The following is an 18,020-nucleotide window of genomic DNA, read 5'->3' on the forward strand; positions in this document are numbered from 1 at the left end:
ATAAAGGAATACAACATGGATATCAGTCAGTTTTCGCAAATCAATCCGCCACAACGCCTGCTGATGGGACCGGGGCCGATCAACGCCGATCCGCGCGTGTTACGCGCCATGTCGAGCCAGCTGCTGGGTCAGTACGATCCGGCGATGACGCACTACATGAATGAAGTGATGGCACTGTACCGTGGCGTATTCCGCACCGAAAACCGCTGGACCCTGTTGATCGACGGCACCTCACGCGCCGGTATCGAAGCCATTCTGCTCTCAGCCATCCGTCCAGGTGACAAAGTGCTGGTGCCGGTGTTTGGTCGCTTTGGTCATCTGCTGTGTGAAATCGCCCGCCGCTGCCGCGCGGAAGTGCACACCATTGAAGTGCCGTGGGGTGAAGTGTTCACTCCGGATCAGATCGAAGATGCGATCAAGAAAGTGCAGCCGCGCCTGTTGCTGACGGTGCAGGGCGATACTTCCACCACCATGCTACAACCGCTGGAAGAGTTGGGCGCTATTTGCCAGAAATATGGCGTGCTGTTTTATACCGACGCCACCGCATCGATTGGTGGCAACGCCCTGGAAACCGATGCGTGGGGCCTGGACGCGGTATCCGCCGGGATGCAGAAATGTCTTGGTGGTCCTTCTGGCACCTCGCCGATCACACTCAGTGCGAAGATGGAAGCCGTGATCCGTAAACGCAAATGCGTGGAAGAGGGGATTCGTACTGCGGATCATCAGGACGGCGATGACGAGATGATCTACTCCAACTATTTCGATCTCGGCATGATCATGGATTACTGGGGCCCGGAGCGTCTCAACCATCACACCGAAGCGACCACCGCGCTGTTTGGTGCACGTGAATGCGCGCGTTTGATGATGCAGGAAGGGCTGGATAAAGGCATTGCGCGTCACAAGCTGCACGGCGATGCAATGCTGAAGGGCATTCAGGGCATGGGCCTCGAAACCTTCGGTAACCTGAAATACAAAATGAACAACGTGCTCGGCGTGGTGATCCCGCAGGGTGTGAATGGCGATCAGGTGCGCAAGCTGGTGCTGGAAGATTTCGGGATTGAGATCGGCACCTCGTTTGGCCCACTGCACGGTAAAGTGTGGCGCATCGGCACCATGGGCTACAACGCACGTAAAGACTGTGTGATGCAAACGCTGAGCGCGCTGGAAGCGGTGCTGAACCATGTGGGTTACCGTTCGACACAAGGTGCAGCGTTGCAGGCAGCCTGGGATCATTACGGGAGTCACGCATGAGCAACAGCCTGATGACCGCCAGCGAGGCGCAATCTGCCGCCGCCCGTGTCATGGCGCGCTGCGATGCCCTGGCTGAAATCAGTGAAAGTGAAGATGGCCTGACGCGCGTCTACTTGTCGCCAGAACAACTGCGTGCCAATGGCCGCGTGGCGGAGTGGATGCAGGCGGCTGGCATGACGATCTGGCAAGATGCTGTCGGCAATATTTGCGGGCGTTATGAATCAGCAGAACCTGGTGCTAAGGCGCTTCTGCTGGGTTCGCATCTTGACACCGTGCGCAACGCTGGACGCTACGACGGCATGCTGGGGGTGCTCAGCGCCATTGAAACCGTGCAGTGGCTGCACGATCGCCAACAGCGTTTACCATTGGCCATTGAAATTGTCGGATTCGGTGATGAAGAGGGCACGCGCTTTGGTATCACGCTGCTGGGCAGCCGTGGCATTACCGGCACCTGGCCCGAGAGCTGGGTAACGCATCCCGATGGTAATGGTATTACCGTTGCCGAAGCGATGCAGGATATTGGCTTAGATGCAGCGAAGATTATGCAGGCGGCGCGTGACGTCAACGACATTGCAGCCTACCTTGAGCTGCATATCGAGCAGGGGCCATGCCTGGAACAAGAAGATCTGGCGCTCGGCGTGGTCACCGCCATTAACGGCGCACGTCGTCTGAATTGCAGCTTTATCGGCGAAGCGGGCCATGCCGGTACCGTGCCGATGGCGCATCGTAAAGACGCGCTGGCCGCCGCCGCTGAGTGGATGGTGTTTATTGAGCACACCGCGGCTGAGCAGGATCCGCAGCTGGTGGCCACCGTTGGCACGCTGAGCTGCTTGCCGGGTGCCGTTAACGTCATTCCCGGTGAAGTGCAGTTGTCTCTGGATGTGCGTGGGCCGCAGGATGAGCCTTTAGAGCGTCTGCAATCCATGTTGTTAACGCAGGCTGAAGCGATTGCGCTGCGTCGTGGCCTGACCTTCACCTCGAACGAGTACTACCGTATTGCCGCTACCGCTTGTGATGCACGCTTGCAGCAGGCCTTGAGCCACGCGGTGGAAACGGTGCAAGGCCGCAGCGTTTCTTTGCCAAGCGGCGCAGGGCACGACGCGATTGCGATCGCGGACCGCTGGCCAGTTGGCATGTTATTCGTGCGTAACCATCGCGGTATCAGCCATCATCCAGCGGAATCGGTACAAACGGCTGACGTGGCGTATGGCGTGCAGGCCTATCTGCAAGCGGTGTGCGATCTGGCACAGGCGTAAGGGAGCGGCAGCATGGATCTGGCAAGCTTTAATCAGGCTTCTGCTACCGAGGCGCAGGCTGCGATAGCGCACTGCGTCGCGATTCCCGCCTGGCAGCAAGCGGTGGTCGCCGCAAGACCTTTTCACGATCTGGCTGCGCTGCACTGCACTGCCGATCGTCTGGCGCAGGGGTGGCAGGGTGCTGAGCTGGAACAGGCCCTGAGCGCACATCCCCGCATTGGCGAAAAAGCGCAGGGCGCGGATAAAGAGGCGGCACTGTCACGCAATGAACAGTCGGCGATGCAGCAGGCCGATGGCGCGCTGCAGTTTGCCATGCTGGCGGGCAATCAATCCTACGAGCAGCGCTTTGGCCGGGTGTTTTTAATTCGTGCTAAAGGACGCACTGGCGAGGAGATGCTGGCGGAATTGCAGCGCAGGCTCAACAATGATGTCGAGACAGAACAGCAGGAAGCGCTGGCGCAACTGCGTGAAATCACCCTGTTACGCTTAAAGGAGAGCATCGTATGAGCACCATTACCACGCACGTTCTGGACACCGCGCTGGGCAAACCGGCGATCGGCGTGGCCATTTCGCTCGAACAGAACAGCCCGGAAGGCTGGCTGCCGATCGCGGAAGGCGACACTGACAGCGATGGCCGCATCAAAGATCTAACCCCAGAGCCGTTAGCGCCAGGCCACTATCGATTGACCGCAGAGATCGGTGACTATTTCGCGGCTGACGGACGCGATGCGCTGTACGTCAGCGCGCAGATTGATTTTGTGATTGGCTCTGCGGGCAGCCACTATCATCTGCCGTTCCTGATTTCACCCTGGTCGTGGTCGACGTATCGCGGTAGTTGATTAGGCGACAAATCCCTACTATCTGTGCGGCATGTCACACGCTGCGCTTGAAAGACAGGAACTATCAAAACCTTCGGTTCATCCAAATATATTCTTTCACAATGTGCGGTTATCTTTACCGGACAATGTGAAGCAAACGGAGCCGAAAAATGAGCACGCAAGATAATAACGATAATGTAGCAGCCTCAGGCAAATGCCCTTTTCATCATGGGGCGTCTGAAGAAAAAAGCGTACTGGCACGCGGCGCGGGGAGCGGGACATCTAACCGCGACTGGTGGCCGAATATGTTACGTGTCGATCTGCTAAATCAGCACTCCAACCGTTCCAATCCCCTCAGTGAAAACTTTAATTACCGCGACGAGTTCAGCAAGCTGGATTATCCGGCGCTAAAAGCCGATATCCGCGCCATCCTCACCGATTCTCAATCCTGGTGGCCAGCCGACTGGGGCAGCTATATTGGGCTGTTCATTCGCATGGCGTGGCACAGTGCCGGCACCTATCGTACCGTTGATGGACGTGGCGGTTCCGGCCGTGGTCAGCAGCGTTTCGCACCGCTTAACTCCTGGCCGGATAACGTCAGCCTCGATAAAGCGCGTCGCCTGCTGTGGCCGGTAAAACAAAAATACGGACAGAAAATATCCTGGGCCGATCTCTATATTCTGGCGGGTAACGTCTCGCTGGAAAACGCCGGTTTCCGCACCTTCGGCTTTGGTGCCGGACGTGAAGACGTGTGGGAACCGGATCTGGATGTGGATTGGGGTAACGAGACCGAATGGCTGGCGCACCGCCATCCAGAAAGTCTGGCCAACGCACCGGTGGGTGCCACCGAAATGGGCCTGATTTACGTCAACCCGGAAGGCCCTGAAGCCAGCGGCGATCCGAAATCAGCGGCACCAGCGATTCGCGCCACTTTCGGCAATATGGGCATGAATGATGAAGAGATCGTCGCGCTGATTGCTGGTGGTCATACGCTGGGCAAAACCCACGGTGCGGCTGCCGCCAGCCATGTGGGTGTTGATCCAGAAGCTTCACCACTGGAAGCGCAGGGCCTCGGCTGGAACAGCAGTTACGGCAGCGGTTCAGGCGCCGATGCCATTACTTCAGGCCTGGAAGTGGTGTGGACGCAGACGCCGACCCAGTGGAGCAACTACTTCTTCGAGAACCTGTTCAAATACGAATGGGTGCAGACACACAGCCCAGCGGGCGCGATCCAGTTTGAAGCGGTGGATGCAGAAGCGATCATTCCTGACCCGTTCGATCCCGAGAAAAAGCGTAAGCCCACTATGCTGGTGACCGATCTGACGCTGCGCTTCGACGAAGAGTTCGGCAAGATTTCGCGCCGCTTCCTTAATGATCCACAGGCCTTTAATGAAGCCTTTGCTCGCGCCTGGTTCAAACTGACCCACCGTGATATGGGGCCAAAAGCGCGTTACATCGGCCCGGAAGTGCCAAAAGAAGATCTGATCTGGCAGGATCCATTGCCAGCTGCCACGCATCAGCCAACCGCAGATGAAATCACCGATCTGAAAGCGAAGATTGCCGCATCCGGCCTGAGCGTGAGCCAATTGGTTTCGGCTGCCTGGGCTTCGGCATCGACCTTCCGTGGCGGCGATAAACGTGGCGGCGCGAACGGTGCACGTCTGGCACTGGCACCGCAAAATACATGGGCGGTGAATGCCAGCGTGGTTCACGATGTGCTGCCAACCCTGCAGAAAATTCAGCAAGAGTCTGGTAAAGCGTCATTGGCCGATATCATCGTACTGGCGGGCAGCGTGGGCATTGAACTGGCTGCCGCCGCAGCGGGAGTGGCGGTGCAAGTGCCGTTTACGCCGGGCCGTGTGGATGCGCGTCAGGATCAAACTGAAGTCGAGTCGTTCGACGTGCTGCAACCGCTGGCCGATGGCTTCCGTAACTATCGCCGCATTGCCGGTGGTTCATCTACTGAAACCCTGCTGCTGGATAAAGCGCAACAGCTGACGCTGAGTGCGCCAGAATTGACGGTGCTGTTGGGCGGCTTGCGTGTGTTGGGCACCAACTTCGACGGCGGTCAGCATGGCGTGTTCACCGATCGTGTTGGCGTATTGAGCAATGACTTCTTCGTGAACCTGCTGGATATGCGCACCGCATGGCGCGCCACCGATGAGAGCGCCGAGCTGTTCGAAGGCCGCGATCGTGCCAGCGGTGAAGTGAAGTACAGCGCAACGCGTGCCGATCTGGTATTTGGTTCCAACGCCATCCTGCGCGCGCTGGCGGAAGTTTACGCCAGCGGCGATGCCAAACAGAAGTTCGTCAATGACTTCGTGGCCGCCTGGACCAAAGTAATGAATCTGGATCGCTTCGAGCTGTAATCAAACTCAAGCCGCAGCGGTGACATGCTGCGGCTTTTTTCTGTTTAATCTTCGCGGAATGCCTCAAACGGCACGTTAAAGCGTTTTGCCAGCGCAGCTTTATGCTTATCCGTTAACTTACGTTCACCTTTCAAAATACGGCTAACATAAGAACGCTGACCAATTTCCTGAGTGAAAGATGACTGGTTTAAATCGTGTTGATCCATCAAAACACGTAGCAGCGCAACACCGCCCGGAAGTGTTTTCATTCGCGCATTAAAGGCGGCAAACTCCGGCGCATGCTCTTCGTATTTCGCAACTTTCTCCGTCAGCATATCAATCAGCGGATGAGAAGGCTGATGTTCAACCAAATACTCAACCAGCTCTAGCGCTTGCTCATAATCTGCTTTCGATTGACTGCCGCCAAGCAGGGGGACGGCTTTAATCAGGTTATCTGAGGCCTGAATAGCTTCGGCGATCATTCTTTGTTCTCCCGATAGAACTTAACTAATTTGTCGTATTCAGCATGGGTAATAATGTGCTTGATGAAAATGCGTCCCGCGATAAAGTCGGCGAAAAACATCAACCTAAGATTGTTGCCACCAATATTGATTACCCACCATTTCACCCGATACTTCATGCGGTCCAGGCTTGGAAAGAAATCTTTAAGCGCTTCAGGATCGGCAAAATCTCTGCCATGTAAAGTGCGGTATGTCGCGTCCAGCGCTGCTGCATCATTGGGAAAACGCAATGCTGCCTCAGCAAATATCTTCCTTGAAATAACGTGCATCATTCCCTCGGCATGTTCCAACATGGAAACATTGTAGCCGAAGTCAGGGGTGTTTCCAATGTGGCAACAAAAAATTGAAAAAGAGAGGAAGCCACGCCAGAAAGACGCGGCAAGACGTTTACTTCAACGTATACCCATCGGCATCGCGCCACGCGGGGAAGCGTTTGCGGTAGGCTTGCAGATCGTCCAGTGACAATTCCGCATCCAGACGGCCGCGGGCGAAAGGCTCGCCTGCGGACAGAATCTCGCCCAATGGCGAAATAATTCGACTGTCACCGCTGTATTGATGGCTATTGCCATCGCTGCCGACGCGATTGCAACCGGCGACATACGCCTGGTTTTCAATCGCACGCGCTAACAGCAGTGACTGCCAGTGCAGCGCACGCGGTGCAGGCCAGTTGGCAACGTACAGCGCCAGATCGTAATCATTGTGATTGCGAGAGAACACCGGGAAACGCAGGTCGTAGCAAATCTGCGGCAGAATGCGCCAGCCGCGCCAGGTAAAGACTTCACGCGTATCACCCGCGACATAGTGTTCATGCTCATTCGCCATGCGGAACAGATGACGTTTATCATACTGATGAACAGTGCCATTTGGCTCAACCAGCAGAAAACGGTTCACGGCGCCTTTTTCAGTCTGGATGGCCGCGCTGCCACCGACTAAAGCATTGCTGGTTTTCGCATGGCCGTACAGCCACTCAATCACCTGCTCCTGCGGCAGGGAACTTTCTGCCGCTTCCATCGCAAAGCCGGTAGTGAACATTTCGGGCAGCAGAATCAGATCGCGACCTTCGATGCCTTTCAACACCCCATCAAAATGGTGCAGGTTGGCTTCGCCATCCATCCAGCTCAGGGTTTCCTGTAAAACGGTGATTTTCAAAGCTGACATAAGCGCTCCGCTGCGGCGATTAAGGTCGCTGGCTGTTTGGCAAAGCACAGGCGAATCAGTTTGTGCGGGAATGGATCAGCGCAGAATACCGACAGCGGAATCGCCGCCACGCCCACTTCTTTGGTCAGCCACTGGCAGAAACTCACGTCATCCAGATCGGAAATGGCGCTGTAATCCAGCAGCACAAAGTAGGTCCCTTCGCACGGCAACACTTTGAAGCGGCTACCCGCTAGCGCTTCTACCAGGCAATCGCGGCGTTCGCGATAGAAGGCCGGCAGGTCACGATAGTGTTCCGGCTCCTGACGCAGCATATCGGCAATCGCCAACTGCGCCGGGGTATTCACCGAGAAGGTCAGATACTGGTGCACTTTGCGGATTTCTGCACTGATCGCCGCAGGCGCGATGCAATAGCCGACTTTCCAGCCGGTCATATGGAAGGTCTTACCGAATGATGAGACGGCAATCGCGCGCTGGCGCAGCTCAGCATGAGCCAACACGCTGGCATGACCCTCTTCATCGAAACAGATGTGCTCGTAAACTTCATCGCTCAGCACATAAATTTCCTGCTCGGCGATGGCCTGCCATAACTCGGCGTAATCGCTTTTACGCCATACGGTCGCGGAAGGATTGTGCGGCGTGTTCAGAATCACCAGGCGGGTTTTCGCGCTCAGCAGGCTGCGAAATTCGCGCCAGTCCACGCGGAAGCCCGGTGGCTGTAATGCAATGCGCTTCAGCACGCCACCGGCCAGTTGCACAGCCGGTGCGTAACTGTCATAGCTGGGATCGAAGCAGATCACTTCATCGCTTGGACGAACCAGCGCCGTAATCGCGGCATACAGTGCTTCGGTCGCCCCTGCGGTTACAGTGATATCACTGTTAACATCGGGAGTGTGACCGTAAAGTTCAGCAGTTTTATCAGCAATCGCTTCACGCAGTGGTAACGCACCGGTCATAGGCGCATATTGATTTGCGCCCTGGCTCACATGATAGGCCAGACGATCCTGTAAATATTGTGGACCGTCAAAATCTGGAAAGCCCTGTGATAAATTGATGGCGTTGAACTGCGCGGCAAGGGCGCTCATTTGCGTAAAAATAGTGGTGCCGAGCGCCGGTAATTTGCTCTCGGGAATCAGGTTGAGCTGCGTCATTATTAGGTGGCCTTAAGCGCGAATGTCGATGCGGAGAAACCCTGTATTGCTGCCACTCTACACAGGATGCTAATATTTGGCAATCGAGACGCTTAGACGTCTAAAACAACCTGCGGAGCCTCACCTTCACTATGACGGATTTTCTCCCACTGGAACATTTGGTGGCCGCCTGCCACTGGATTGGCGCTAAAGGCTGGGCACCCGCGACGGGCGGTAACATGTCTGTTCGCCAGGACGCGGAGTACTGCCTGCTAAGCGCATCAGGCAAAGATAAAGGCAGTTTGACGCGAGATGACTTCATTCAGGTGGCGATCGCGACTAACAGCGTGCCTTCCGGGCGAAAACCGTCGGCGGAAACCGGGCTGCATACCCTGATTTATCGCTTGTTCCCGCAAGCCGGGGCTGTACTGCATACCCATACGGTGAATTCCACCGTGCTGTCGCGTGTAGAGAAGGGCAGTGCGCTGTTGCTCAGCGGCTACGAGATGCAGAAAACCCTCGCCGGTCAGGATACTCACTTAAATACTATTGCCATTCCCCTGTTTGATAACGATCAGGATATTGAGGCACTGGCGCAGCGTATTGAAGCCTTTGCGGCGGACACGCCATTGCGGTATGCCTTCCTGCTGCGTGGCCATGGTTTGACCTGCTGGGGCAAGGACGTCAACGAAGCGCGCCGCCACCTGGAAGGGCTGGAATTCCTGTTTGAATGTGAACTGCAACGTCGATTGCTGGAGACCCAATGATTCGCGCGATTGTTACCGATATTGAAGGCACCACCAGCGATATTCAGTTCGTCCACAACGTTCTGTTTCCGTATGCGCGTCAGCATCTGGCGGCATTTGTACGTAATAACCAAACCGATGAGTCAGTGATTGCAGCGCTGAATGCGGTGCGTGAAGAATCTGCGGCACCAAAGGCATCGCTGGATGAGGTGATCGCCACGCTGATCGGTTATATCGATGAAGATCGCAAATCTCCCGGCCTGAAAGCCTTGCAGGGCATGATTTGGCGCGCCGGTTATGTCGAGGGCCAGTTCACCGGACATCTTTATCCCGATGTGTTACCTGCCTTTGAACGCTGGCAGCAGCAGGGCATCGCGCTGTATGTATATTCCTCGGGATCGGTTCCCGCGCAGAAACTGTTATTTGGCTACAGCGATGAAGGTGATTTAACCTCGCTGTTTAGCGGCTATTTTGATACCGCCGTCGGCGCCAAGCGTGAAACGCAGTCGTATCACAATATTGCCGAACACATCGGCCTGGCGCCTTCATCGCTGCTGTTCCTGTCTGATATTCATCAGGAACTCGATGCGGCGGCAGAAGCGGGCTGGCATACAATGCAGTTAATTCGTGGCGAGGCGGATAACGTCAGTCGTCATCATCAGGTGAATGATTTTTCCCAGATTAAACCGGAGTCGATTTAACATGAGTGCACTGACCATCTTTAGCGATACCGAAGCCAGCCAGCCGTTGTGGCACAGTACTGATGCCGATGCCATTCGTGAGCGTTTGAATGCTAAAAACGTGCGTTTTGAGCGTTGGGAAGCGGATCGCGATCTGGGTAAAGATCCTGACGCGGAGACGGTGATCAAAGCCTATCAGCACGCAATTGACCGTCTGGTGGCAGAGAAGGGCTATCAGAGCTGGGATGTGCTGAGCATGCGTGCAGACAACCCAAACAAAACGACGCTGCGTGAAAAATTCCTCAATGAACACACGCACAGCGAAGATGAAGTGCGTTTCTTCGTCGAAGGTTCGGGTCTGTTCTGCCTGCATATCGGCAATGAGGTGTATCAGATTCTGTGTGAGAAGAACGACTTGATTTCAGTGCCGGAAGGCACGGCGCACTGGTTTGATATGGGTTCTGAGCCGCACTTCACCGCGATTCGTATTTTCGATAATCAGGAAGGCTGGATCGCCAACTTCACTGGCGACAACATTGCGGAAGCTTATCCCCGCCTGGCGTGACGAACGGTGCGCATAAATGCGCACACTACAAAATGGAATAATCCATTGAAAGGTCGCCGTTCATGGTGCATCTGACAATATGGGCACGTCATCGTAGGGTCGCCATTTATGGCGACCTTTTTATTTATGAGGCACCGTAAAGCACATGATACGCCATCCCAGGCCGCTATTCTCAAGGCGCTCTAAGGCTGAAAAATCCCAGCGATAACCTGTTCTGGCGTCACCACGCCGGTATCTAACACCCAACCACTGATTAAGGCTGCTGGCGTGACATCGAACGCCGGGTTAAACACGGCTGCATTCTCCGGTGCCCACTGCACGCTACCAAAACTGCCGGATACGCCGGTCACTTCACTGGCGGCGCGCTGCTCAATCGGAATGGCATCGCCATTCGGGCAGAGGCGATCCAGCGTGGTGTGCGGCGCCGCAACATAGAACGGAATCCCGTGATAATGCGCCAGTACTGCCAGGCTGTAGGTGCCGATCTTATTAGCGACATCGCCGTTGGCGGCAATGCGATCCGCGCCGACCCAAATCGCATCGACCACACCGCGCGCTATCAAACTTGCTGCCATCGAATCCGTAATCAGTTGATACGGAATGTTCAGCTCGCCCAGTTCCCACGCGGTTAAACGGCCGCCCTGCAAAAGCGGACGCGTTTCATCCACCCAGACGTTTTTCACTAAGCCTTGCTGATGCGCGTGAGCAATCACACCCAGTGCCGTACCGACGCCTGCGGTGGCGAGGCCGCCGGTGTTGCAGTGTGTCAGCAGCTGGCTGCCAGGCTTGACCAGCGCGCTGCCGGCGCGGGCAATGTTGTCACACAGCAGTTTATCTTCCGCCACCAGACGCAACGCTTCGGCGCTCAGGGCGCTGACGTGATCGCTCTCCGCCAGCGCTAACTTCATGCGATCCAGATTGTTCATCAGGTTCACCGCCGTGGGGCGCGCCGCGCGCAACACCTCCAGTGCTTCCGCCAACGCCGCGCGGCTTTCACCTTGTTCACCCAGCAGAGCGAGCAGCAGGCTGGCAGAGAGACCAATCAGTGGCGCACCGCGCACGCGCAGCGCATGAATGTGATCGACTAACTGGCCAACGGTGTGCGCAGGCAGCCAATTTTGTTGTTGTGGCAGTGCCTGCTGGTCTAGGATCCACAGTTGGTTATCGCGGACCTCAAGGCTGGTGGTACGAAGTGTTTGCATGGTGTGAAATCCCTGTTGCGTTAATAGCGGCTATTGTGCCAACATGCTTGACGGATGTATAGACGTCCAAACGGCTTATTACTATCGAATGTCGAGGAACAGGCAATGTCACAATACCGTACCTTCACCGCTGCTGACGCTGTGGAATATGCTCAAAAATTTGGCGGTGTCGACGATCCGTCAACGCTGGTCAGCGCAGAGGAAATCGGTGATGGCAATCTCAACCTCGTCTTCAAGATTTTTGATAACCAGGGTCAGAGCCGTGTGGTGGTGAAACAGGCACTGCCGTACGTGCGTTGCGTAGGAGAGTCCTGGCCATTAACGCTGGATCGCGCACGTCTTGAAGCTCAGACCCTGGTCGAGCACTACAAACACTGCCCTGAGCACACGGTTAACGTCACCCATTACGATGCCGAACTGGCGGTGATGGTGATGGAAGATCTCTCCAGCCATCGCATCTGGCGCGGCGAGTTAGTGAATGGCGCATATTACCCTGAAGCCGGTCGCCAACTGGGCGAATATCTGGCGCAGACGCTGTTCCATACTTCTGATTTCTTCCTGCACCCGCACAAGAAAAAGGCTGAAGTGGCGCGTTTCATCAATCCGGAAATGTGCGAAATCACCGAAGACTTGTTCTTCAACGATCCGTTCACCGATCACGAGCGCAACAAATATCCGGCTGCGCTCGAATCGCTGGTGGTCAGCCTGCGCACCGACGATGCATTAAAAATCGCCGTTGCCGGGCTAAAGCACCGCTTCTTCGCCGATGCCGAAGCCTTGCTGCACGGCGATGTGCACAGCGGCTCTATCTTTGTGGCTGATGGCAGTCTAAAAGTCATCGACGCAGAATTTGGCTATTTCGGTCCGATTGGCTTTGATATCGGCAGCGCGATTGGCAACCTGCTGATCAACTACTGCTGCCTGCCGGGCCTGTTGGCTCCACGTGAGGCTGCAGAAGGTCGCGAACGTCGTCTGAGCGATGTGCATGAAGTCTGGACGCAGTTCTCCAGCCGCTTCCTCGAACTGGCACACGCTAAAACCGCCGATGTGGCGCTGGCGTATCCGGGTTATGCCGAAGCCTTCCTGCGTAAAGTATGGAGTGACACCATTGGCTATTGTGGAACAGAGCTGATTCGCCGCACCGTGGGCATGTCGCACGTGGCCGATTTTAAACAGATTGGCGATGACACGATGCGCACCGAATGTATCCGTAACTGCATTACCTTAGGACGTACGCTGATTCTGGCGGCGGATCATGTTGCAGATGTCGATGCGCTGATTGCACGGATTCGTCAGGCCGTTTGAGCCTGACAAAAAAAAGCCTCCATCAGGAGGCTTTTTTGTTTTATGCCGCTTCACTGGCTCGCGTGGCGCCTTTCTCTTGCGGCTTCGGCGAGGCCAGCGCCTCTGGCACAAACTCATCCACGTTGATGGCTTTAAGACGACTGGCTTCTGCGCGCGTCAGCACTTTGGCTTCGCTCTCATCAATCCAGCCCTCCTTCAGTGCACGCTGTGCCAGCAGATCCAGATGAGTAAACGACAGATGTTTTTTCTGCTGCTGGCAGAGACGTTCATGAATCACTTCTGCCGCCATCACATCCTGCAGAGCTTGCTCGAGCAGACCGGCTGGGTTGTGTTCACTTGGCGTCAGATACATGCCGCGACCGAGGCGTGTACGGGTGGCAGAAGGCAATTGCAGCAGTTTCGCCAGCTTGTGATCCAGTTTGTCAGACGGTGCCGGGCAATGTCTGCCACCGGCGAAGATCACCATGCGCAGTGCGCCAGCCACTAAACGATTTGGGAAGTTACGCAGCAGATCGTCCATCGCTACTTCAGCCTGATGCAGCGCATCCTGCACGCCCCAATGCACCAGCGGCAGATCGGCTTCGTTGCGGCCTTCATCGTCATAACGTTTCAAGGTGGCAGAGGCCAGGTACATCTGGCTCAGCACATCGCCCAGACGGGCTGAGATGCGTTCACGACGTTTCAGGCTGCCGCCCAGCACTGCCATAGAAACATCTGATAGCAGCGCGAGGTTGGCGCTCAGACGGTTCAGCTGCTGATAGTAGCGACGGGTGATGTCACGGGTTGGCGACGCGCTGGTGCGGCCGCCAGTTAAACCGAGCCACAGGCTGCGCACTTTATTGCTTCCCACATGGCCGATATGGCTGAACAAGGCACGGTCAAAGGCCACCAGGTCGTTTTTCGCCGCGGCGTTCATCTCTTCCAGTACCCACGGATGGCAGCGAATCGCGCCCTGGCCAAAGATGATCATGCTGCGCGTCAGTATGTTAGCGCCTTCCACGGTAATCGCGATCGGTGCGCCCTGGTAAGCACGCGCCAGGAAGTTGTTTTCTCCGAGCATAATGCCTTTACCACCGGCGATATCCATCGCATCAATAATGGCGCGCTGGCCACGATGGGTACAGTGATACTTCACGATGGCCGACAGCACCGCCGGTTTTTCACCGAGCATAATGCCGCTGGTGATCAACGTGGCGGCGGCATCCATCACGTAAGCGTTACCGGCAATACGCGCCAGCGGCTCTTCAATCCCTTCCATCTTGCCGATAGAGACTTTGAATTGACGACGGATATGCGCATAAGCACCGGTAGCCAGCGCAATGCTCTTCAGGCTGCCTGTTGAGTTGGAAGGCAGGGTGATGCCGCGTCCCACAGAGAGACATTCCACCAGCATCCGCCAGCCCTGACCGGCCATCGCCGGGCCGCCGATGATGAAATCAATTGGCACAAAGATATCTTTGCCGCGAGTCGGGCCGTTCTGGAACGGGACGTTAAGCGGGAAGTGACGATGGCCAATTTCCACGCCTGGCGTTTGCGTCGGGATCAAGGCACAGGTAATGCCCAGCTCTTCGGTATCACCCAGCAGGTGATCGGGATCGGAGAGTTTAAACGCCAGGCCCAGCACGGTGGCAATCGGTGCCAGCGTGATGTAACGCTTATTCCAGGTCAGGCGCATACCGAGCACCTGCTGGCCTTGCCAGTCACCCATGCACACTACGCCGGTATCGGGAATCGCACCGGCATCAGAACCCGCTTCCGGGCTGGTCAGCGCGAAGCACGGAATTTCATCGCCGCGAGCCAGACGCGGTAAATAGTGATCTTTCTGCTCATCGGTGCCGTAATGCTGCAACAGTTCGCCCGGACCGAGTGAGTTCGGCACACCCACGGTAATCGCCAGAATCCCGGATACGCCCGCCAGTTTTTGCAGCACGCGCGCCTGGGCATAGGCTGAGAATTCGAGACCGCCGTACTCCTTCTTGATGATCATGGCGAAGAAGCGATGCTGCTTGAGATAAGCCCACAGCTCCGGCGGCAAATCGGCCAGCTCATGGGTGATTTCGAAATCGTTTGCCAGGCGGCAAGCTTCTTCCACCGGACCTTCAAGGAAGGCCTGCTCCTCTTCTGTCAAACGCGGCTGCGGATAGTTATGTAGCTTCTGCCAGTCTGGCTTGCCACGAAACAGATCGCCTTCCCACCAGGTGGTACCGGCATCAATCGCCTCTTTCTCCGTGCGTGACATCGGCGGCATCACTTTCTGGAAGCTGTGCAGCGCCGGTTTGGAGAACATGCTGCGGCGCATGGCAGGCAGATTGAATGGCAGCAGGATGATCGCCAGCGGCAGCAGCAGCCATGGCGTCCACAAGCCCGCAGCAGCCAGCCCGGCTGTCCACAGCAGCAAAATGGCACTGCTCAGTTTCAACGAAACTTGATGGTAAAAGAGGGCGCTAATCAAAATCAGCGTCGCGATAATCGAGGCAAGCAACATAATGAATCGCTCCGTAAGTTGTAAGAGGTCTGACCTGTTATAAAGTAAGGTTTAGAGCAGTGGCTGCTTTTTAGCAATCTGTTTACATCGCAATTACAACGGAACTCACAAAATCGCACTCTCTGAACACCAACAGAGCAAGAACGGCAAAGCCTGTGCATTTTTCCCCGATGCGGGCGCTTTGCGGCTTTGTCCCATTCCGTTAAACTTGCAGGGTAAATCTTTCCTCTAAAGGACATCCCTATGTATCAGGACATTATTCGCTCAGAACTCAATGAAGCAGCCGATACGCTCAATAAGTTCCTGAGTGACGAAGCGAACATTCACGCGATTCAGCGCGCGGCAGTCTTGCTGGCAGATAGCTTCAAAGCGGGTGGCAAAGTGCTCTCCTGTGGCAACGGTGGTTCTCACTGTGATGCCATGCACTTTGCTGAAGAGCTGACCGGTCGCTATCGTGAAAATCGTCCTGGCTACCCGGCGATTGCCATCTCTGATGTCAGCCACCTTTCGTGCGTCAGCAATGATTTCGGCTATGACTATGTGTTCTCGCGCTATCTCGAAGCCGTTGGCCGTGAAGGCGATGTGCTGCTGGGCCTGTCCACTTCTGGTAACTCGGCGAACATCATCAAAGCCGTCGAAGCGGCACGTGCCAAAGGCATGAAAGTGATTACCCTGACCGGTAAAGATGGCGGCAAAATGGCAGGTTCAGCAGATATCGAAATTCGCGTGCCGCATTTCGGCTACGCTGACCGCATTCAGGAGATTCACATTAAAGTGATTCACATCCTGATGCTGCTGGTCGAAAAAGAGATGGTTAAGTAATGACGCGTTCCTCCCGCCATCGCGGGAGGTTCTGACTTAAGGCGGTTGCTATGTGCGAATTGCTCGGGATGAGCGCCAATGTCCCCACGGACATCTGTTTCAGTTTTACCGGTCTGGTGCAGCGTGGCGGCGGAACCGGGCCGCATAAAGATGGCTGGGGCATCACGTTCTATGAAGGAAAAGGGTGCCGCACCTTTAAAGATCCGCAGCCCAGCTTTAACTCACCCATTGCCCGCCTGGTGCAGGAATACCCGATCAAATCGCATTCCGTGGTGGCGCACATCCGCCAGGCAAACCGCGGCGAAGTGTCACTGGAAAACACCCATCCGTTTACCCGTGAGCTTTGGGGACGTAACTGGACCTACGCGCACAATGGACAGCTGAAAGGCTACAAGCAGCTGGAGACCGGGCAGTTTCGTCCCGTAGGCGAAACGGACAGCGAGAAAGCATTTTGCTGGATTCTACATAAGTTGTCTGAGCGCTATCCGCGCACACCGGGTAACTGGCCGGCGGTGTTTCGTTACATTGCTGAGCTGGCGGCTGAAATGCGCGAGAAGGGCGTGTTTAACATGCTGCTGTCGGACGGCCGTTATCTGATGGCGTTCTGTTCCACCAATCTCTACTGGATCACACGTCGTGCGCCGTTTGGCAAAGCCAAGTTGCTCGATCAGGATGTGGAAATTGATTTTATGCAGCAAACCACGCCAAAAGATGTGGTGACGGTGATTGCGACACAGCCGCTGACAGGGAATGAAACCTGGCACCGGATAGTGCCAGGCGAGTGGGCATTATTTTGCCTGGGTGAGCGCCAGGAATGACTTCGAGGCAGCATCCGGTGTGGAGATCACCGGCGTGCTGTTCACCGCATATTGACCTGTGGTCGTCACGTTAACCGTTGGCGGCACGTGGTACTTCTCAAAGTAGGCATAACCCGGCTGCAGTTCACGCCAGAAGTTAATGTACGTTGAGTAGCGATGACGCTGCATGTTGCTGTCGGTCATGTGGAACGGATAGATGTTGATCTGAACATCCTGCTGGCCGTTACGCAGCGCAGCGTTGACGTAAGTAAAGATCTCATCCATCGATGCATTGGTCATGGCGTAGCAGCCAATCGATACGCAATCACCGTGAATCATCAAATAGTTGCCGTCATAACCTTTATCACGATCGTACTGATTCGGGAATCCGGTATTGATCGCGCGGTAGAAACGGCTGTCCGGTTTTAACTGGTTCAGCTTAACGTTATAAAACCCTTCCGGACTTTTAAAATCGCCCTGACGACGTTTAGGCCCTAAACCGCCAGAGAAATTACAAATGCGATAGCTGTCCAGCAGACGATATTCATTACCGATTTTGCCGTACAGTTCCAGCGTACGCTCTTCCTTGAAAATCTGAATAAAAACAGGGGTACCAAGTAATTGTTTCTTTAACTCTTTGCTCACCGGCGCCGACGGTTGCGTTGGCTCTGGTGAAATGGCCCAGCTAAGGACTGGCATAAGAATCATCGCAAGCAACAATGCGATTCTGCCCATTCTGTGTGTACCTTGAAGTGAAGAGAGACGATGACGCTGAGCGTCCAGATATTGCATTATCGGAAATATCCGCTACCGCAGCGCAACATTAACATTGTCTGAGGTTTAATCAAGACAGTGTCCGTGAAAATGGTGCATTCCTAAAGGGATTACGACCAGATTTTTGTAAACTTTAATTCGTCGCTCGACATATATTGCCGAACT

At 55.4% G+C, this 18,020-nt stretch carries 18 protein-coding genes; 11 read left to right on the forward strand and 7 right to left on the reverse strand.

Going from position 1 to position 18,020, the window contains the following annotated elements; genetic code table 11:
- Positions 1 to 15: 15 nt before the first annotated feature.
- The 5 genes from ACXI0A_RS05570 to katG all read left to right on the forward strand — a co-directional run bounded on the left by ACXI0A_RS05570 (position 16) and on the right by katG (position 5,694).
- Positions 16 to 1,251: a pyridoxal-phosphate-dependent aminotransferase family protein gene (locus tag ACXI0A_RS05570; RefSeq protein WP_224934233.1), complete on the forward strand. Its 1,236-nt coding sequence runs from the start codon at positions 16 to 18 to the stop codon at positions 1,249 to 1,251.
- Positions 1,248 to 2,507 carry an allantoate amidohydrolase gene (hpxK, locus tag ACXI0A_RS05575; protein ID WP_476149973.1) on the forward strand — a complete coding sequence of 420 codons (1,260 nt, stop codon included), beginning with the start codon at positions 1,248 to 1,250 and terminating at the stop codon, positions 2,505 to 2,507. Before ACXI0A_RS05570 ends, hpxK begins: the two co-directional genes overlap by 4 nt.
- A 12-nt stretch (positions 2,508 to 2,519) precedes the next feature.
- The gene (uraD, locus tag ACXI0A_RS05580) at positions 2,520 to 3,014 is read left to right on the forward strand and encodes a 2-oxo-4-hydroxy-4-carboxy-5-ureidoimidazoline decarboxylase (RefSeq protein ID WP_476149971.1); all 495 of its coding nucleotides are present in this window, start codon (positions 2,520 to 2,522) and stop codon (positions 3,012 to 3,014) included.
- Positions 3,011 to 3,346, forward strand: coding sequence for a hydroxyisourate hydrolase (uraH, locus tag ACXI0A_RS05585; protein ID WP_224934230.1), 336 nt, complete (start codon positions 3,011 to 3,013; stop codon positions 3,344 to 3,346). Before uraD ends, uraH begins: the two co-directional genes overlap by 4 nt.
- 149 nt (positions 3,347 to 3,495) lie before the next feature.
- Positions 3,496 to 5,694 (forward strand): catalase/peroxidase HPI, encoded by a 2,199-nt coding sequence (katG, locus tag ACXI0A_RS05590; protein WP_476149969.1) that lies wholly within the window; start codon positions 3,496 to 3,498, stop codon positions 5,692 to 5,694.
- Between the two features lie 44 nt (positions 5,695 to 5,738).
- Here the strand turns inward: katG and ACXI0A_RS05595 are convergent, their stop codons facing one another.
- The 4 genes from ACXI0A_RS05595 to ACXI0A_RS05610 form a co-directional block, all read right to left on the reverse strand.
- Complete coding sequence (locus ACXI0A_RS05595) at positions 5,739 to 6,155, reverse strand: helix-turn-helix domain-containing protein (RefSeq protein ID WP_224934228.1); 417 nt, start codon at positions 6,153 to 6,155, stop codon at positions 5,739 to 5,741.
- Positions 6,152 to 6,463: a type II toxin-antitoxin system HigB family toxin gene (locus ACXI0A_RS05600; RefSeq protein ID WP_476151145.1), complete on the reverse strand. Its 312-nt coding sequence runs from the start codon at positions 6,461 to 6,463 to the stop codon at positions 6,152 to 6,154. The genes ACXI0A_RS05595 and ACXI0A_RS05600 overlap by 4 nt, the downstream gene beginning before the upstream one ends.
- Positions 6,464 to 6,581: 118 nt before the next feature.
- The gene (locus tag ACXI0A_RS05605) at positions 6,582 to 7,352 is read right to left on the reverse strand and encodes an amidohydrolase (RefSeq protein WP_476149967.1); all 771 of its coding nucleotides are present in this window, start codon (positions 7,350 to 7,352) and stop codon (positions 6,582 to 6,584) included.
- Positions 7,340 to 8,500, reverse strand: coding sequence for a methionine aminotransferase (locus ACXI0A_RS05610; protein ID WP_476149965.1), 1,161 nt, complete (start codon positions 8,498 to 8,500; stop codon positions 7,340 to 7,342). The genes ACXI0A_RS05605 and ACXI0A_RS05610 overlap by 13 nt, the downstream gene beginning before the upstream one ends.
- A 131-nt stretch (positions 8,501 to 8,631) precedes the next feature.
- Here ACXI0A_RS05610 and ACXI0A_RS05615 point away from each other — a divergent pair, with 131 nt between their 5' ends.
- From ACXI0A_RS05615 to ACXI0A_RS05625, 3 genes are read left to right on the forward strand one after another with little or no spacing between them, the layout of a single operon-like run.
- Positions 8,632 to 9,246: a methylthioribulose 1-phosphate dehydratase gene (locus ACXI0A_RS05615; RefSeq protein ID WP_476149963.1), complete on the forward strand. Its 615-nt coding sequence runs from the start codon at positions 8,632 to 8,634 to the stop codon at positions 9,244 to 9,246.
- Complete coding sequence (gene mtnC, locus ACXI0A_RS05620; protein ID WP_476149961.1) at positions 9,243 to 9,926, forward strand: acireductone synthase; 684 nt, start codon at positions 9,243 to 9,245, stop codon at positions 9,924 to 9,926. The genes ACXI0A_RS05615 and mtnC overlap by 4 nt, the downstream gene beginning before the upstream one ends.
- A gap of 1 nt (position 9,927) precedes the next feature.
- The gene (locus ACXI0A_RS05625; RefSeq protein ID WP_200573410.1) at positions 9,928 to 10,470 is read left to right on the forward strand and encodes a 1,2-dihydroxy-3-keto-5-methylthiopentene dioxygenase; all 543 of its coding nucleotides are present in this window, start codon (positions 9,928 to 9,930) and stop codon (positions 10,468 to 10,470) included.
- A 182-nt stretch (positions 10,471 to 10,652) separates the two neighbouring features.
- Here ACXI0A_RS05625 and mtnA read toward each other — a convergent pair whose 3' ends face one another.
- A complete protein-coding gene (mtnA, locus tag ACXI0A_RS05630) occupies positions 10,653 to 11,672 on the reverse strand; it encodes an S-methyl-5-thioribose-1-phosphate isomerase (protein ID WP_476149959.1) in 1,020 nt (339 codons plus the stop codon).
- 105 nt (positions 11,673 to 11,777) lie between these two features.
- On the opposite strand from mtnA, the gene mtnK reads away from it, so the two are divergent.
- The gene (gene mtnK, locus ACXI0A_RS05635; protein WP_476149958.1) at positions 11,778 to 12,977 is read left to right on the forward strand and encodes an S-methyl-5-thioribose kinase; all 1,200 of its coding nucleotides are present in this window, start codon (positions 11,778 to 11,780) and stop codon (positions 12,975 to 12,977) included.
- Between the two features lie 40 nt (positions 12,978 to 13,017).
- Here the strand turns inward: mtnK and fadE are convergent, their stop codons facing one another.
- On the reverse strand, positions 13,018 to 15,462 hold the full coding sequence (gene fadE / locus ACXI0A_RS05640; protein WP_476149956.1) for an acyl-CoA dehydrogenase FadE: 2,445 nt from the start codon (positions 15,460 to 15,462) through the stop codon (positions 13,018 to 13,020).
- Positions 15,463 to 15,705: 243 nt separating this feature from the next.
- Here fadE and lpcA point away from each other — a divergent pair, with 243 nt between their 5' ends.
- A complete protein-coding gene (lpcA, locus tag ACXI0A_RS05645) occupies positions 15,706 to 16,284 on the forward strand; it encodes a D-sedoheptulose 7-phosphate isomerase (protein WP_476149954.1) in 579 nt (192 codons plus the stop codon).
- 50 nt (positions 16,285 to 16,334) lie between these two features.
- Positions 16,335 to 17,102: a class II glutamine amidotransferase gene (locus ACXI0A_RS05650; RefSeq protein WP_034825349.1), complete on the forward strand. Its 768-nt coding sequence runs from the start codon at positions 16,335 to 16,337 to the stop codon at positions 17,100 to 17,102.
- On the opposite strand, the gene dpaA is transcribed toward ACXI0A_RS05650, so the two are convergent.
- Positions 17,073 to 17,816, reverse strand: coding sequence for a peptidoglycan meso-diaminopimelic acid protein amidase (gene dpaA, locus ACXI0A_RS05655; protein ID WP_100702183.1), 744 nt, complete (start codon positions 17,814 to 17,816; stop codon positions 17,073 to 17,075). The genes ACXI0A_RS05650 and dpaA overlap by 30 nt on opposite strands.
- Positions 17,817 to 18,020: the final 204 nt, after the last annotated feature.

This window comes from Pantoea sp. C1E2 (assembly GCF_056491465.1).

What these genes read in the sequence shown, in the direction of transcription:
- ACXI0A_RS05570 (WP_224934233.1), top strand. Translation starts at nt 16, where the DNA reads ATGGATATCAGTCAGTTTTCGCAAATCAATCCGCCACAACGCCTGCTG.
- hpxK (WP_476149973.1), top strand. Translation starts at nt 1,248, where the DNA reads ATGAGCAACAGCCTGATGACCGCCAGCGAGGCGCAATCTGCCGCCGCC.
- uraD (WP_476149971.1), top strand. Translation starts at nt 2,520, where the DNA reads ATGGATCTGGCAAGCTTTAATCAGGCTTCTGCTACCGAGGCGCAGGCT.
- uraH (WP_224934230.1), top strand. Translation starts at nt 3,011, where the DNA reads ATGAGCACCATTACCACGCACGTTCTGGACACCGCGCTGGGCAAACCG.
- katG (WP_476149969.1), top strand. Translation starts at nt 3,496, where the DNA reads ATGAGCACGCAAGATAATAACGATAATGTAGCAGCCTCAGGCAAATGC.
- ACXI0A_RS05595 (WP_224934228.1), bottom strand. Translation starts at nt 6,155, where the DNA reads ATGATCGCCGAAGCTATTCAGGCCTCAGATAACCTGATTAAAGCCGTC.
- ACXI0A_RS05600 (WP_476151145.1), bottom strand. Translation starts at nt 6,463, where the DNA reads ATGCACGTTATTTCAAGGAAGATATTTGCTGAGGCAGCATTGCGTTTT.
- ACXI0A_RS05605 (WP_476149967.1), bottom strand. Translation starts at nt 7,352, where the DNA reads ATGTCAGCTTTGAAAATCACCGTTTTACAGGAAACCCTGAGCTGGATG.
- ACXI0A_RS05610 (WP_476149965.1), bottom strand. Translation starts at nt 8,500, where the DNA reads ATGACGCAGCTCAACCTGATTCCCGAGAGCAAATTACCGGCGCTCGGC.
- ACXI0A_RS05615 (WP_476149963.1), top strand. Translation starts at nt 8,632, where the DNA reads ATGACGGATTTTCTCCCACTGGAACATTTGGTGGCCGCCTGCCACTGG.
- mtnC (WP_476149961.1), top strand. Translation starts at nt 9,243, where the DNA reads ATGATTCGCGCGATTGTTACCGATATTGAAGGCACCACCAGCGATATT.
- ACXI0A_RS05625 (WP_200573410.1), top strand. Translation starts at nt 9,928, where the DNA reads ATGAGTGCACTGACCATCTTTAGCGATACCGAAGCCAGCCAGCCGTTG.
- mtnA (WP_476149959.1), bottom strand. Translation starts at nt 11,672, where the DNA reads ATGCAAACACTTCGTACCACCAGCCTTGAGGTCCGCGATAACCAACTG.
- mtnK (WP_476149958.1), top strand. Translation starts at nt 11,778, where the DNA reads ATGTCACAATACCGTACCTTCACCGCTGCTGACGCTGTGGAATATGCT.
- fadE (WP_476149956.1), bottom strand. Translation starts at nt 15,462, where the DNA reads ATGTTGCTTGCCTCGATTATCGCGACGCTGATTTTGATTAGCGCCCTC.
- lpcA (WP_476149954.1), top strand. Translation starts at nt 15,706, where the DNA reads ATGTATCAGGACATTATTCGCTCAGAACTCAATGAAGCAGCCGATACG.
- ACXI0A_RS05650 (WP_034825349.1), top strand. Translation starts at nt 16,335, where the DNA reads ATGTGCGAATTGCTCGGGATGAGCGCCAATGTCCCCACGGACATCTGT.
- dpaA (WP_100702183.1), bottom strand. Translation starts at nt 17,816, where the DNA reads ATGGGCAGAATCGCATTGTTGCTTGCGATGATTCTTATGCCAGTCCTT.